General features: G+C 68.7%; 11 protein-coding genes. 4 read left to right on the top strand and 7 right to left on the bottom strand.

Features of this window, described 5'->3' with window-relative positions:
• Positions 1-77: 77 nt before the first annotated feature.
• Positions 78-641 (top strand): hypothetical protein, encoded by a 564-nt coding sequence (locus tag Strain318_RS12345; protein WP_367886000.1) that lies wholly within the window; start codon positions 78-80, stop codon positions 639-641.
• A gap of 12 nt (positions 642-653) precedes the next feature.
• Here Strain318_RS12345 and Strain318_RS12340 read toward each other — a convergent pair whose 3' ends face one another.
• From Strain318_RS12340 to Strain318_RS12330, 3 genes are all read right to left on the bottom strand, one after another.
• Positions 654-3512: an Ig-like domain-containing protein gene (locus Strain318_RS12340; RefSeq protein WP_367885999.1), complete on the bottom strand. Its 2859-nt coding sequence runs from the start codon at positions 3510-3512 to the stop codon at positions 654-656.
• Positions 3513-3587: 75 nt separating this feature from the next.
• The gene (locus Strain318_RS12335) at positions 3588-5870 is read right to left on the bottom strand and encodes a PAS domain-containing hybrid sensor histidine kinase/response regulator (protein ID WP_367885998.1); all 2283 of its coding nucleotides are present in this window, start codon (positions 5868-5870) and stop codon (positions 3588-3590) included.
• Positions 5871-6099: 229 nt separating this feature from the next.
• Positions 6100-6513 (bottom strand): hypothetical protein, encoded by a 414-nt coding sequence (locus Strain318_RS12330; RefSeq protein ID WP_367885997.1) that lies wholly within the window; start codon positions 6511-6513, stop codon positions 6100-6102.
• Positions 6514-6655: 142 nt separating this feature from the next.
• Here Strain318_RS12330 and Strain318_RS12325 point away from each other — a divergent pair, with 142 nt between their 5' ends.
• Positions 6656-8737, top strand: coding sequence for an ATP-binding protein (locus Strain318_RS12325; RefSeq protein ID WP_367885996.1), 2082 nt, complete (start codon positions 6656-6658; stop codon positions 8735-8737).
• A gap of 34 nt (positions 8738-8771) precedes the next feature.
• On the opposite strand, the gene Strain318_RS12320 is transcribed toward Strain318_RS12325, so the two are convergent.
• The 4 genes from Strain318_RS12320 to Strain318_RS12305 are packed head-to-tail and all read right to left on the bottom strand — an operon-like array spanning position 8772 to position 13419.
• The gene (locus Strain318_RS12320) at positions 8772-9614 is read right to left on the bottom strand and encodes a sugar phosphate isomerase/epimerase family protein (protein ID WP_367885995.1); all 843 of its coding nucleotides are present in this window, start codon (positions 9612-9614) and stop codon (positions 8772-8774) included.
• Positions 9611-11413, bottom strand: a complete 1803-nt coding sequence (locus Strain318_RS12315; RefSeq protein ID WP_367885994.1) for an MFS transporter — start codon at positions 11411-11413, stop codon at positions 9611-9613. The genes Strain318_RS12320 and Strain318_RS12315 overlap by 4 nt, the downstream gene beginning before the upstream one ends.
• Before the next feature lie 9 nt (positions 11414-11422).
• Entirely contained in the window at positions 11423-12238 is an 816-nt protein-coding gene (locus tag Strain318_RS12310) for a type II secretion system F family protein (protein WP_367885993.1), read from the bottom strand.
• Positions 12235-13419: an MFS transporter gene (locus tag Strain318_RS12305; RefSeq protein ID WP_367885992.1), complete on the bottom strand. Its 1185-nt coding sequence runs from the start codon at positions 13417-13419 to the stop codon at positions 12235-12237. The genes Strain318_RS12310 and Strain318_RS12305 overlap by 4 nt, the downstream gene beginning before the upstream one ends.
• 69 nt (positions 13420-13488) lie before the next feature.
• Between Strain318_RS12305 and Strain318_RS12300 the strand changes: the two genes are divergently transcribed.
• Both Strain318_RS12300 and Strain318_RS12295 read left to right on the top strand, forming a co-directional pair.
• The gene (locus tag Strain318_RS12300; protein ID WP_367885991.1) at positions 13489-14976 is read left to right on the top strand and encodes an AAA family ATPase; all 1488 of its coding nucleotides are present in this window, start codon (positions 13489-13491) and stop codon (positions 14974-14976) included.
• Positions 14977-15097: 121 nt separating this feature from the next.
• Complete coding sequence (locus Strain318_RS12295) at positions 15098-15538, top strand: hypothetical protein (protein ID WP_367885990.1); 441 nt, start codon at positions 15098-15100, stop codon at positions 15536-15538.
• Positions 15539-15564: the final 26 nt, after the last annotated feature.

Below are 15564 nucleotides of genomic sequence, written 5' to 3'. Positions count from 1 at the left end.
GTCGCGTATTCTACGGCAAGCGCCGGGGGACCGTTCGCCGGCGACATAACCGCAACGCGAAGCGCCACCACTCATCCATGCGCCTAGGTCCTTTCTTCCCGGTTTTCTCCCTGATGCTCGCGGGCTGCGCATCGCTCACGGAGCCGCGCGCCGAGCTGCCCGAGGTCACCCGCGTCCGCGTCAGTTTCACGCCGCAGGGCGGCGGCGACACGATCAGCGCGTACCTTGACGACCCCGATGGCGCGGGTCCGATGCCGGTGTCCGCGCAGGTCGGCAACCTCGTATTCCGCACCGGCACAACGTACGTCGGCAGCATCACCCTCGAACACCGCCTGTTGCCAACCGCCGTCGACCTGACGGACATCGTCGAAGACCGCGCGAGCGAGTACCGCGTCTACCATGCGGTGGCCGGCGGTCTCACCGGGGCGGGCTTCATCGTGACGCCGACCGACGTCGATGCGCGCAATCGTCCGCTCGGGCTCTCGTTCACGGCGGCGGTGCATCCGACCGTCGGGGGCGAGTCGGGGACGCTGATCGTGACGCTCTGCGAGTACCTGACCGTCTCGAAGAGCTCGACCGCGACGGAGTGCGTGGGCGAGGCGAAGGTGACGGCGCGGTTTGCGATGTCGGCGATCGACTGACGGACGGAGCCGTCAGGGGCTCATCAGCGAGGCGGGCGTTGTGGAGATCGTCAGCGTGTAGAGACCGGTGACGCCGCCGTTGCTCATTGCGTCCAGCGCGTACGAGCCGCCGCCTGCCGGCGCGGTGAAGGTGAGCCGCGCGTTGAGCGTACCCGCGGCTGCATTGTCGTTGGTGGCGACCGTCGTTGGAACGCCGAAGTCGGTACGGAGCCGCAGAAAAGAATCGAACCCACCGCCGGCCGTAGACGTCATATCGACGGTCACCGTCTGACCCTCGTTCAGCCAAATCCAATAGCGGTCGTATCGCTGGCCTGACGTCGCCTCAAGGCAAGAGCCCGCGCCGACAGTGCGCGAGAACGTTGCACCGCCGCCAATGGCCAAGATGTGTGGGGTGCCGCATGCGGAGCCCAGCGATCCAACAGACGTGACTACAGTGTAGCTCGCGCCAATGGACGTGGAGTCCACCATCTTCCACCAGTGCGTACCCGCGCCGTAGATGACGGTGTAGTCGAGCGCAGAGGCGGAGAATCCGTTCGCTGGACCGACTGCGGTGCTCTGGAGCATTTGGATCCACAGCCGCGCGCTTGCACTCGGTGTGGAGGTCTGATAGCGCACGATGCGAGTGTCGGTGCCGATGAACTGATACCGATCCTCCGCGAAGCTGCCAACGACGCAATCGCTGGCCAGCAGTCGACTGCTGACCGTGGTCCCGATGTTCAGATTCACCGCCGAGCATGCCGGAGAGACCACCTGTACGGGAATGCTGACCGACACGCCTTCCACCGTGGCGCGAACGGTCGTTGAGCCCGACGCGAGGCCCGTCACGGTACCCGACGCATCTACCGTTGCGGCCTGCGGAACGGTTGAGGTCCAGGTGACCGTCCGGCCGGTGAGCGCCGTACCCGAGGCGTTCCGTGGCGTCGCGACGAGAGTGTGGGTCCCGCCGACGCCGATGCCGATCACGCCTGCGGGTGCATACGTGACGCTTGCGACGTCGGTCGTCACGCTCAGCGCGAGGGTGCCGCTCACGCCCTCGCTCGTGGCGGTGATCACCGTGCTCCCCGGACCCACACCTGAGACGAGTCCCGACGCACTGACGGTCGCAGCGGCGGGATTCGACGACGACCACGTCACCGTGCGACCGGTGAGCGCCACGTTCGCCGCGTTTCGCGGAGTCGCCGTCAGTTGCAGCGTTCCGCTCGCGAGGAGCGACGTGCTTGGTGCCGTGACCGTGACGGATGCAACGGGAGTGGTTCCGATGGCCATGCTGAGCGTGTAGCTGCCGGTCATGCCGGCGGCCGCGGACGTCGACCGGAGCTCGACCCACCGCGCCGTCGAGTTCGAATACGTCAGCCGTGCGTCTTGGCCTCCGTTGGAGTTGTTGTCGGACATGAGCAGCGCGCCCGTCGTGCTGCCGTCTGTGCCCAAGGCGTAGAGCTCGAGGAATGCATCGAAGGCCGACGACGTATGCGCGGCGGTGAGGCTCTCTCCGGCGCCGAGGAAGATCGCCCACCGATGGTAGTAGCGGGTCGCGACGTCGCAGCCAGCGGCCAGCGTGCGCGTGGCGACGACGCCGCCGGCGACGATGACCGGAACGATCGTGCAGCCAGACGGATACCCGATGCCGCCGCTCGCGGCGGCGCTCGTCGTCGAGAAGGTGTAGCCCACCGGTAGAGCCGTGGATCCCGCAAGCGCGTTGGAAAGGTAGAACAGGTGCGTGCCGCTCCCGACGAGCGTGTGGCCCTGGGCACCCGCGACGACAAGGTCGCCGCGATCGCCGCTGCTGCTGACGCGCCTGAACAGCCCAAGGACGGCACCCGCCGGCGTCAATGGCTGGAAGGACCACCAGACCATGGTGGAGGTGTTGACGCTGAAACGGTACAGGTCGTAGCGCGTGTCCGACGCGCCGATGCAGTCGGTCGATGCGAGCGACTGGGCCCCACTCGACGTTCCGATGACATACGGCACCGACGTGCAATTGCTCACCGTGACGGATGCATTGCCCGTCACGCCCTCGACCGTGGCTTCGATGCCGACAGACCCGGGCCGCACCGCCGTCACGAGGCCACTCGCGTCAACGACCGCGATGGTGGTGTCGAGCGAACGCCACGTCGTGACGCGCCCGGACAGCGCCGTGCCTGCTGCACTCCGCGGTGTGGCCGTCAGCTGCTGAGTGCCGCCGGTCAACACCGCACCCACGGGGGCGATCGTCGGGCTCGAAGGGGTGACCGTGACCGTCGCGACGTCCGTGGAGACCGTCACCTGCAATGTCCCGCTGGCGCCCTCCGCAGTCGCGGTGATGGTGGCACTGCCCGTCCCGGTACCGGTCACCAGCCCGCTGGCAGAAACCGACGCAAATGCCGCATTGGAACTTGTCCACGTCACCGAGCGGCCGGTCAGGATCGCCCCGCCCGCGTCCCGTAGCGTGGCAGTCAGCTGCAGCGTGTTCCCGCGCTGTACCGTGCTCACGCCGCCCGCCCCGCTCACCTGCACCGAGGCGACGGGGGCGAGCACCGTCACGTCCACTGAACCCGTGCGCCCCATGACCGTACCGCGGATCGTCGCCGTACCCGGCGCGACGCCTGTCACCAGTCCGCTCCCGGACACCGAGGCGATGAGGGGCGCCGACGAGGTCCAAGTGCGCAGCTCGGACGAGAGCGAGAGCCCGCGAGTATCCATCGCGCTTGCCGTCGCCTGCGTGGTGGCTCCGACCATGATGGTCGTTGTCGCGAGTGAGACGGAGACGCTCGCGACCTGCGGCGGCTCGACGATGACTTCAGGGACACACGCAGCAAGCGCCGCGGACGCCGCGATTCCGGCGGCCCGGCGCAGGAGGGTCAATGACGCGGTGTAGGCCGTCACGGCGGTCACTCTCGGTGTGTAGGAAGCGGAAGCGGGTCGAAAGAGTATACGACGCCTGCGACCCGCCCGCGAGTCGCGACGTGGTCAGGTCGCGAGGCGCGGCAACACCCGATCCATCGCCGCCTGCAGCATCGCGATGGTGAACGGCTTGTTCAGCAAGTGGAAATCCGCGCGCGTGGACTCCGCATCCAGGATGTCGGCGTGGTAGCCTGACATATAGATGACGGGAATGTCCGGACGGCCGGAGCGGATGGCCGACACGAGGTCCGGGCCGGACATTCCGCCGGGCATGATGACATCGGTGAGCACGAGGTCGATGCGCGGCAGCGTGCTCGCCAGACGCAGCGCCGACGGACCGTCCTCGGCGTCGTGCACGGTGAAGCCCATGCGCTGCAACGCGCGGATGCAGGTGCGCCGCACGCTGTGGTCGTCCTCCACCAGCAGGACGGTCTCTTCTCGCGTGCGCGGCGGCGCGGGCTCGTCACGCGGTGGCGCCGCGGCGGACGTCGCGGACTTCGGCGCGACGGGGAGCAGCAAGGTCACCGTCGTGCCCGCGCCCGGCGACGACGCAATGGACATCTCGCCGCCGCTCTGCCGGGCGAAGCCATACACCATCGCGAGGCCGAGTCCCGTGCCCTGGCCGACGGGCTTCGTGGTGTAGAACGGCTCGGTCGCGTGCGCGAGCACTTCCTCGGGCATGCCCACGCCCGTGTCCCGCACGTTGATCTGCACGTAGGAACCGGTGAGCCCGCCGCTGTCGGTGCCCGGATCGTCGGACGTGGCCCGGAGCTCGACGGCGCGCGCGCTCAGCGTCAGCTGGCCTCCGTCAGGCATGGCATCGCGCGCATTGATGGCGAGGTTGAGCAACGCGTTTTCGAGCAGGCCGGGATCCACCAGCACCTGCGGCATCTCACTCGGGCAGTCCACATCCACCTTGATGGTGGCGCTGATCACGCGGCGCAGGATGGACGCCACGCCATGCAGCGTATCGACCACCGTGACGGCGGTTGGCTCCAAGCGCTCCTGCCGTGAGAACGCCAACAGCCGGCGCGTCAGCTTGGCTCCGCGGTCGGCGGCGGCCAATGCGTCGCGCACCAGCTCGGCGGCTTCCTCCGGACCGCCCACGCCCTGGCGCAGCAGCTCGAGGTTCCCGTTGATGACCGCGAGGAGGTTATTGAAGTCGTGTGCCACGCCGCCGGCCAGTTGCCCGATGGCTTCCATCTTCTGCGACTGCCGTAACCGCAGCTCCAGCGCACGGCGTTCCGTGATGTCGCTGTTGGTTCCGGCCACGCGTCGGGCGCGGCCCTCGGCGTCGCGCAGGATCACGGCGCGCGACAGGGCGTAGACGGCACGCCCCGTCTTGTGGACGAAGCGGAACTCGATCTCATACGCATCGACTGTGGGATCATCCAAGTAGCGCTGCAGCTCGGCGAGTACGCGCGGGCGGTCTTCCGGATGGATGACGTGACTCCAGGCGTCGGGATCGTCCTGCAACTCGCCGGGCACATACCCCAGCATCTCATACCAGCGCGGCGAGTAGTAGGCCTCGCCATGCTCGAAGTCGTTGTCCCACGGCGCATCCGACGAGCCGCGCAGGATGAGCTGCAGCCGCTCCTCCGAGCGCTGGAGCGCCTGCTCGGCCTGCTTGAGCTTGGTGACATCGTTGAAGCTGACCACCACCTCCGTGACTTCGCCGCTGGCATCGGTCACCGGGTAGGCGTTGCAGAGGATCCAGATCTCCTTGCCGTCGCTGTCGCGGCGCAGGCCGAGGAGTTGGTGGCGCACCACCTCGCGTGTACGCACCGCGCGGCCCACCGGATATTCGTCGATTGGCAGGGTCTGGCCGTGCTCGTCGACGAAGTTCCACCGGGGATCGGTGTTGACGGCGCCGAGCACGGTGTGATGCGTGACGCCAAGCAGCTCGGTGGCCTTGGCGTTGGCGTAGAGGATCTCCGTACTCGCTTTGTGGATGACGATCCCGGCCTGCACGCGCTCCATGAGGAGGCGGTCGTGCGAGGGAATCTTGCCGAGGGCCGTGTCGGCCGCGCGACGGGCCGTGACGTCGCGGATGATGACCAACCGTTCGTCGGCACCGCGCGGCGTCGCGGTGACATCGGCCCAGAAGCGCGTCTCGCCGGGCCCCTGGCAGAGGAACTCGGCGGCGTCGACGTGGCCGGACTGAAGCGCCGCGACGAAGGACTTGACCAGCAGCGGATCGTTATCGTCGGCGAAGAGCGATTGCAGCGTGCGGTTGGCCTGCTGCGCGCGCGAGAGGCCGGTCAGGCTGCCGAAGAGCGAGTTCGCGCTTCGAATGCTGCCGTCAGGCCCGGTCGACACCAAGGCCAAGCCCAAGCCGGCCAATGGCATCGGCGAGGGGACAGAATCTTGGTCCTGCGGACCGAGTGCCACGAAGGCTCCAGCAGCGGTGCGGGCGGCGGACGAATGCGGAAGGGGCCCGCAAACGTCGCCACGATGCCGTCGCGTGACTCAATGGTGGGGCGGCAGGGGCGGTCCGGCAAGTGGAGGAAAACCGGACTGCGGCCGACGGGGGACGTTCACCAATCGTCAGCGAGAACGCCTGCAGCAGCAGGCATGATCAGGGCGTGCCTGTGAGTGCCGGCGGTGTGCGAATCGTCCGGACGCTGTCGGCGCCCGTCGGCTGCTTGAACACGATGGTGAATGGCTGGGAGCGCTCGGGCGGCGTCAGGGTAACGGTGCGGTGGGCATAGGCCAAGAGGGCCGGGCACACTAGGCCGCCAGATGGGAACACGGCAAACACGGCGACCACCATGCTGTCGGCTCTGAGGCGAAGCGTGACTTCCCGTGCGCCACAGCTGGCCTCGTACCGGAAACCGACCACGACGGTGTCCGATGGTGCCGCGGTGTTCGGCACACTGATCGCGTCGATCGGAACGGCGAACCGCTCGGCGGGCGACGTGGTCTCTTTGCAGCCAGCGACGCAGAGCAGTGCTGCGACCACGAGTGCGTTGCGGCGGGAAGACGTCGTCATATGCGTACTACCTCGCGGGTGCAACTGGCGTCACGCCGGTGTGCTGCGAGGAGCCTCTGCCCTCGAGAAGCTCTGCGCGCCGATGGCCGATGCCCGTACTCGCTGCCATATTGCCGTGGAACGGTCCTTCCCCCCCCCCGCGATGAACGTTCTCGAGCAACTCCGGCGCCGCATCGCGCCGACCGCCGACGAAGAGGAGGCGGATCCGCTCAGTTGGCGCGAACGAGTCCTCTTCGCGCTGCTGGCGATGTCGCTGATTCTCGGGACGCTCAGCGGCGTGCCGAGCATGATGCTCGCGTATCGGGACGGGATGTGGCTGACCATCGGCGTCGATCTCACCGCGCTCATCGCGTGCTGGATCCTCACGCTGCATCCGCGCATTTCGTTTGCCTGGCGCGCCGGACTGTTCCTCGGCATCGCGTACGCCGTCGGTGTGTACTTCCTGCTGGCGGTCGGCCTAGTCAGCCAGATCTACCTGATGGCGGTGCCGATTCTCACCGCGTTGCTCATGGGATTGCGGCCGTCGATCCTGGCACTGCTGCTCGTGTCGGCGACACTCGGGTTCGTCGGCTACTTCTTCGCCGCGGACCTTCCCATGGGACGCTTGGCGGACGCGCCGCGCCTCAAGTTCACGCTTATCGCGCTCAACTTCCTCTTCGTCGACGCAACCCTCACGATCTCCGTGGCGGTGCTGATGCGGTGGCTGGAGCGCTCGCTCGAGCGCGAACGCAAGTCCGCGACGAGCCGCGACCGACTCGCCGGCGCGGTGGCGCAGGCACTCGAAGGCATCATTCTCTGCGATCGCGATGGTCGGGTGGACTACGCGAATGCGGCCGCCGCACGCTTGCTGGCTGGCGCCACGCAACTGCACTTCGAGGAGATTGAGTCGGAGAGCGGCGTCTCGTTGGCCGAGGCGATGCGGGTGGCTGGCGCCTGGCGCGGGACGGTGCGCATCCCGAACGACAGTGAGACGCCGCTCGAATGCGAGCTCACGGTCTCGCCGCTCGTGCTCCGCGACCCGTCCGCCGGCGAGTTCGTCGCCATCCTCCGCGACGTGACGCACGAACGCCGCCTCGAGGAACGGCTGCGCCGCGGCGAGAAGCTCGAGGCGCTCGGTACGCTCTCCGGGGGCATTGCGCACGACTTCAACAACATCATCGGCTCGATCCTTGCGGTCGCCGAGGTCGAGCGCCTCTCCGCGAGTGGTCCGCAGGCGGAGGCGCTGGAGCGCATCGCGATGGCCTGCCGACGCGCGCGCGACATCGTGCGTCAGATGATGGCGTTCAGCCGCCAGGAGGTCCGGAGCCGGCGTCCCCAGCGGCTCGCGGCCGTCGTCAGCGAGACATTGCCGTTGCTCCGGGCGTCGATTCCCGCGACGATCAGCTTCCAGACGGAGCTCGGCGCCAGGCACAAAGTCGCGGTCGACGCTGCCGAAGTGCATCAGGTGCTGCTTAACCTCGGCACCAACGCCGCACAGGCCATGGCCTCGCGCGAGTCCGGCACGCTGTTCGTCAGCGTGCGCGACGTCGTCGCTGACGACGCCACGCGGCGCATATGGCCCTCTGCGCATCCCGGCGAGACCTACGTCGAGCTGAGCGTGCGCGATACCGGCGTCGGCATCCCCCGGCGCCATCTCGACCGCATCTTCGATCCATTCTTCACCACCAAGCAGCCCAGCGAAGGTACCGGCCTTGGCCTCGCCAGTGTCCACGGCATCGTCCGGTCCCTCGGTGGCGAGATTCAGGTCGAGTCGGTGGAAGGGCAGGGGACCGAGTTCCGGATCCTGTTGCCGACCGTCGAGGAGGAGTCGGCGAGCGGCCCGCGGCCGGTCCGCGGCGAGTCGCCGACCCGGCAGCGCTGGCAGGGCGTGCGAGCGCTCGTCGTGGACGATGAGCCCGTGCTCCGGCATACGTTGCAACTCGTGCTGCAGCGGGCGGGATTCGACGTGCGCTCTGCCGAGGACGCGGGGACCGCGCTCGATCTCCTGCGGGCGGAGGGGCCGCCGATCCAGCTCTTGCTCACGGACCTCTCGTTGCCCGGCGGCAGTGGGCTGGCGATCATCCGCGCGGCTCGCGAGCGCTCGCCGGAGACGCGGAGCATCCTCATCTCAGGCTACAGCCACGAGGCGAGCGAGGCGGATGCGACGGTGAAGCCCGATGCGTTCCTGCAGAAGCCGTTCGAAATCAATGCGTTGCTGGCGACGGTGGAGCAGGTCATGGCGTAGCCGCTGCCGCGGCATCGATCTCGTCGAGGCGGGACTAGTACCCGAGACTCTGCAGGTGCCGCCGCCCCGCGGCCACCGTCGCCCACGCATCCGCGGGCTCATCGTGCTCGACGAACACGTGCCGCACGCGCCCTGCCGTGCCGACCTCAAGCACGCGCTTCCAGTCGATCACGCCCGCGCCCACATCCACCTGCCGATGTTCCGGCGCGCCGGCGGAATCCTTGATGTGCAGATGCGTGATGCGGTCGCGGTAGCGCTGCAGCATCGTGACGGGGTCATGCCCAGCCTTGAACGCCCAGTAGCAATCGAGCTCGAGATCCACGACGGACGCATCGGTGTTGGCCACGAGCACATCCCAGATGGTCTGGTCGCCGACGCGCGCGAACTCAAAGTCGTGGTTGTGATATCCGGTGCGGATCCCCTCGCTGGCCAAGCGACGTCCCGCGGTGCTCAACACCTCGCCGATGCGCTTGAAGCCATCCGACGTCCGCTGGGCGGGCGGCAACCAGGCGACGATGAGATGCTTGTGGCCCATCGTCGCGGCGGTACGCAGCGTCGCGTCGAGCCGCTCGGCGGCGAGCAGCTCAGGCGCGAGATGCCATGCGGGCGCTCTCAGGCTATGCCGGTCGAGCAGGGCCCGCAGTTGCGCAGGAGTCCGGCCATACTCGCCCCACCACTCGATCTCGCTGAACCCCAGTTCGGCGATGCGCGCCAGCGTACCCTCGGGATCGCGCCGCATCTCGTTGCGCAGCGTGTAGAGCTGCACGCCCACACCCTCGAGGCGATCTGCGGCATCCGCGCCGCGCAACGCGCGGGGCAGCGACATCGCGAGTCCGGCCGCACCCAACGCACGGAGAACCTCTCGGCGAGTGCTCATGCGACGTACTTCCTCGGGTCGAAGGCCATCTCCGGCGTAAACCGCGTCCGCAACTCGACGATGTCGCGGTCCGGATCGCCCGTCGTCTCGAACGGCGGGTAGATGCGAATCTCCCGCTTGGAGAAGTCGAACGCCACCGGCACGATCGGCACCTGGGCCTTGTGGGCGATCCACCAGAAGCCGCTGCGCCAGCGCTCCGTGCGCTTGCGGGTGCCCTCGGGACTCAGCGCAATGATCACGCGCTCGCGCGCGACGACGAGGTCGGCGGTCTGCGTGACGACGTCCTGCTTGCTGAACCGGTCCACCGGGATCCCGCCGAGCCAGCGCATGAGGATGCCGAGCGGGAAGCGGAACAGCGTGTCCTTTCCCAAGAAGGTGCCGCGGATGCCGATGGCGTACATGGCCATCACGCCGACGCAGAAGTCCCAGTTGCTCGTGTGCGGCGCGACGATGATCACGAACTTCTTGATGTCGGGCAGGCGCTCGCCGCTGAACTTCCAGCCGAAGATCCGCATCGCCCCGACGGCGAGGGCGCGCGTGAACGCGTTGCCGCGCGAGTCCACATCCGGCGAGATCAGCGGGGCGTTGACGGTACCGCCGTGACGGCCCGGTGGATCGGGCAGGCGATCGCTCTTGGCGACGGGGCCGAGCACGCGATAGCTGATGATCCCGCCCAGCGAGAGCAGGATGCCGACACCGGCGAAAATGGCCGCCCACGCGGGAGCGCCACTCGGCGCACGCAGCGTCTCGACGAGGATGCCGCCCACCAACGGCCCGGTCAGGAAGCCGAACGAGCCCGCGACCTGGAAGCTGCCGAACAATCCCTCGCCCGCGCCGCGCTTCGCGAAATCGCTCACCAGCACCAGGCTCGGTGCGAACATGCCCGCGCTGAGCACGCCGCTGGCAATCATCGCGACGGGCAACAGCGAGAGCGGGAGGACGCCGTATGTCGCGTAGACCAAGCCGAAGGCCACGTTCGCGACGACCAGCGGGCCGAACCACCCGACGCGATCGGCCAGCTTGCCGGCCGGCCAGCAGAGCACGGCGAACGGCAGCAGGAACAGCGACATCAACATGCCGCGCGTCGCGGCCCCCACGCCGTGCACCTCGGTGAGGAACAGCGTGAACGTCGAGACGAACACACCGATGAGGAAGCGATCGGCGAAGCCGTAGGCCAAGGGCATCCAGCTCACCAAGCGGCGGCGGTCCCAGCGATACCGCGCATTCGGATCGCGCGACGGCGAGGCGCTCGCCGTGACGAAGGCACCGGCCGCTGCCGCGGTCACGAGCAGCGTCGCGCCGACGGTGTACACGAGATCGCGATTCGCGTCGACAAGCACGCCGCCCAGCGGCGCGCCCACCGCCACACCGATCATCAGGGCGCCGGCTACGACGCCGAGCGAGGCGCCACGCCGCTCGCCACCGGAGCGATTCGCCGCGATCATGAGGAACGTCACCGCCGGCAGATGCGCAATGCCATCGAGCGCGCGCCAGGCGAAGAGCTGGCCCAGCGTGTTCGCCGCGCCCATGCCGAGGAAGGCCACGGCGTCGAGCAGCAGCAACCCGACCACCCAGCGCCGCGTGTGCGGCCAGCGCCGGTGCAGGGCCATCGCCACCGGCACGGCGATGATGCCGGCGAACTGGTTCAGGGACACGAACAGATGCGCCTGGAACCGCGTCCCGCCATGCGCGTCGACCACGAGCTCGGTGAGCCCGGGGACGAGCAGGGTAATGGGGACGAGCGTCAGGAAGGTCGCGAGCGCGATGGCGCCCAGCGCCGGGGATGCCGGACGGTACACGCCGGAAATCTACTTGAAGCCGTCCTCGTACAGGTCCGCCAGACGCCCCACGGGGCCGGCAAAATCTCCGGTCTTCTCGGCGACCAGCAAGGCCGCCTCGAGCTCGGGCGTCATAACGGGGGCGCCGCGCAGGGAGTCCAGCGCGGGCTGCGCCCCCAAGCGCCGCTCGCCGATGCGCCGCAGGTGCGCGGCCAGGGCCGGACTCCCCGAGGCATCGCCAGCGAGCAGCAAGGCGCGGGGCAGCGACAATCCGGCGCCAATGCAGAGCGCCAGGGTGCGTGCGAAGCGCGCCCGTACGAACTGCGGCCGCTGCTGGTACCGCTGCGCCAGTCGCGCGAACACGAGGCCGCCGGCCGCGAACCAGAGCACGAGCCCGGAGATCGTCGCCGTCCAGTACGCGCCGACGCGATTCTGGAACACCAGTGGCAGCGGCAGCGCCACCACGGCGAACAGCGAGACGAACATCGGATACGACATCCATTTACGCAGTGCCAGGATGACCTTGTACTGCCGCGTGTGGAAGTCGGCGAGATGCGTGAGCATCTGGTCGAGCTGGCCGCTCTCCTCGCCCATCGCCAGCAGCGCCGACTCGAAGGGCTCGAAGAGATGGGGCGCGCGCTTCACGAGCGTCGCGATGCCTTCGCCGCGCTCGGTGCCGGCGAGCAGATACTCGCGGATGCGGCCCGCGAGCCCGCCACGTGCCAGCGACTTCGACAAGATCATCGGGTGCGACAGCCCCGCCGTGAGCCCCATGCGCCAGCCGCGGTAGAACTCCGCGCGGTCGCGCCCGTCGTCGAAGGCGCGCATCACGGCGAGGACGCTCATGCGGGGGCCCTCGCGACGCGCTCCTCGCGTACCAAGCCGCGCAGCGCATATACGCCGAGCATGGGGCCGATGCCCAGCACGACGAACGCGCCTTGCCAGCCGACCCAGTCCACCAGCGGCGGAATCACCTGGATCGTGAGCGTCGTGAGCAGGAACCCGAGCGATGTCTGCAACGTGAGCGCAGTACCGACGGCGTGTGGCTCCACCGCTTCGGTGACCAGCGTGGAGAACTGCGCCGAGTCGGCGATGACGAAAAATCCCCACGCGAGAGCGAGCGCCCCCACCAACCAGGCACTGCGTCCGAAGGCGAGCCCGATCGTGAAGGCGATCGCTCCGCTGGCCAGCATCACGCGCGAGGCGATGCGCGCCCTGCCGATGCGGTCGCCCATCACGCCGCCCCAGAGGCAGCCGAGCGCACCGACGGCAATGGTCGCGAAGGCCAGCACACCGATCCATGGCGACTGCGCGGCGCTTGCGTCACCGCGCTGCGCGACGGCGCTCGCCGCCAGGAACGCGGGAATCCACGTCCAGTACGAGTACAGCTCGGCCATGTGTCCAAGATACCCGCCGGTGGCCTGGCGCCAGCGGCGCGTGCGCACGACGTCGCCGATGAGTCCCCATGAGAACGGGCGCGACGGAAAGGCGTGCGGGCCGTCCTGCCACCACAGTAGGACGAGTAACGCGGCCATCACCGCCGACGCCGAGGCCGCGAGGATCGGCGTTGCGAGCGAGAGCTCGGGCAGCGACTGCCAGAGGTACGGCGAGGCCTTGCCCACCGTCAGTGCGGCGACGATCGTCGCGATGGCGATGCCGCGTCGTGCGCGGAACCAGGTCGCCGCCATCTTCATCGCGGGCGGATACACGCCGGCCAAGCAGGCGCCGGTGATCACGCGGCTCAACAGGGCGCCACTGTAGGTCGGCAGGGCGAGCAGGAGCAAGTTCGCGCCCGCGCCGAGCACCGCGGACGCCGCAAACAGGCGCCGCGCCGGAACGAGGTCCGCGAGGTTCAACACGGCGCTCAGGGCGGTGCCGAGCACGAAGCCCAACTGCACAGCGGTGGCGAGGCCGCCGACTTGGGCCGGACTTAAGTCCCAGCGCGCCGTCAGCTGTGGCGCGGCCGCCGACGCCGCGAACCACAGCGCCATGCCGAGCATCTCGGCCAGTGCGAGCAAGCCCAGCATCCGCCACGCTCGCGGGCTGTCACCTCTCGGCGTATCTTCGCGCATGTCTCCGCCCATGGCCTGCATCGCGTGAAAGATACGGTCGCTGAACTCGAGCTGCTGATCCGCAGCAAGTACGCCCTGCTGGTGCTCGACACGGTCGAGTCCGAGCGGGCCGACGACCTGCTCGCGCTCATTGCCAGCCAACTCTCGCTGGGCTTCTTCTCGTGGAGCCGATCGCGCGGCATCCGCCGCGGCAACCAGCCCACCGACCCGTTCATCGAGAAGACCGCGGAGCCGCAGGCCGCCCTCGCCCGCGTCCTTCAGGAAGCCGTCGGCGTGTTCCACTTCAAGGGGCTCGGCGACTTTCTCCAAGACCCCGTCGTCGCCAGCCACGTGCTCGATTGCGTCAACCAGTTCGGCACGCGGCGCGGCGCCGTCGTGATCAGCGGCCATTGCGTGTCGCTGCCGGACTCACTGCGCCCGCACGCCGTGCACCTCGAGCTGCCGGTGCCGGGATTCGCCGAGCAGCGCCAGCTGCTCGAGCGCATCATCCGCGACCAATCGGCGCGCATGCCGGTGAAGGTGGACCTCACCAACGAGGACCGCACACGCCTCGTGAACAACCTCGTCGGCCTCACGCAGACGGAAGCCGAGAAGGTGATTACCAAGCTCATCATGGAGGACGGCGCGCTGCGCGCCGGCGACGTGAAGCGCGCGGCCGAAGCGAAGCGGCAGATCGTGGAACAGGACGGCCTGCTCGATTACTGGCCGTCCACCGAGACCCTGGGCGAAGTCGCGGGCCTCGCCGGCCTCAAGGCCTGGCTCACCAAGCGCCGCGCCGTCGTGCACGATCCGCAGCGCGCCGCGCAGTTCGGCCTGGGATTCCCCCGCGGCGTGCTGCTGCTCGGCGTGCCCGGCTGCGGCAAGTCGCTGTTCGCCAAGGCGGTCGCCAGCGAGTGGGGACTGCCGCTGCTCAAGCTCGACCCCGCGAACCTCTACGACAAGTACATCGGCGACAGCGAGAAGAACTTCAAGCGCGCGATGCGCACGGCCGAGCGCATGGCGCCGATCGTGCTGTGGATCGACGAGCTCGAGAAGGCCTTCGCCAGCGGCGGCGATGCCGACGGCGGCGTATCGAAGCGCGTGTTCGGCACCTTCCTGAGCTGGCTGCAGGACCGCCAAGGCGACGTGTTCGTGATCGCGACGTCGAACGACATCGCGCAGCTGCCGCCGGAGTTCATCCGTAAGGGTCGCTTCGACGAGGTGTTCTTCGTGGACCTGCCCAAGCCGGCGGCGCGCGAGGAGATCTTCCGCATCCACCTCCGCAAGCGGAACCAGGACCCGACGAAGTTCGACCTCAAACTGCTAGCCGAGGCCACGGACGGATTCAGCGGCGCCGAGATCGAGCAGGTGGTGGTGGGGGCGCTCTACGGCGCGTTCTCCAACGGCGCCGGCCCGACGACCACCCTGCTGCTCGGGGAGGCGGAATCGACGCGGCCGCTCTCGGGGACGATGTGGGAGAAGATCAGCCAGCTCCGGGAGTGGGCGGCCACGCGCACGGTGGCCGCCGACTGACCGGCGTCCCAACCCTTGGGCTGCCGTTCCTGTCGAATCCCCGGTTCTCGCGGTATCGTAGACCCAACACGGCGTCCATCGGGACGCCTCGACATCCCCCTCATCCCCACTGAGACCACCCATGCGCCTTCCTGCTGCACTCGCCCTGACGGGCATCCTCGTGCTGTCGGCCGCCTGCGCCTCGGCCCCGGCGAGCACCACGCCGCAACCGGCCGCTGCCCCCGCGACCCCGGCCGCGATGGCCGCACCCGCTCCCGCTGCCGTGAACCCGGTGGGTCGCTGGACCGTCGCGCTGACGGCCCAGGGGCAGGCCTTCGACTTCGTGATGGATCTCCGCCACGTCTCCGGCGACGACTACACGGGGTCGATCAACAGCCAGGCCTTCCCGCCGATGCCGATCAACTCGGCCAAGCGCTCGGGGAACGCGATGGTCATCAAGATCACCGCGCCGACGGGCGACGAGGCGACGATCAACATCGTGTTCGAGGGCGACGTGCTGTCCGGCGAGTGGTCGATGCCGGGGGACGGCTCGCGCGTGAGCGGGCGGCGCATCGTGCAGTAACTGCTTTCACCACGAAGGCACGAAGG

It is taken from the genome of Pseudogemmatithrix spongiicola, from assembly GCF_030623445.1.
GTDB classification, from domain to species: domain Bacteria; phylum Gemmatimonadota; class Gemmatimonadetes; order Gemmatimonadales; family Gemmatimonadaceae; genus Pseudogemmatithrix; species Pseudogemmatithrix spongiicola.
This window is presented reverse-complemented; position numbering and strand designations above follow the sequence as displayed.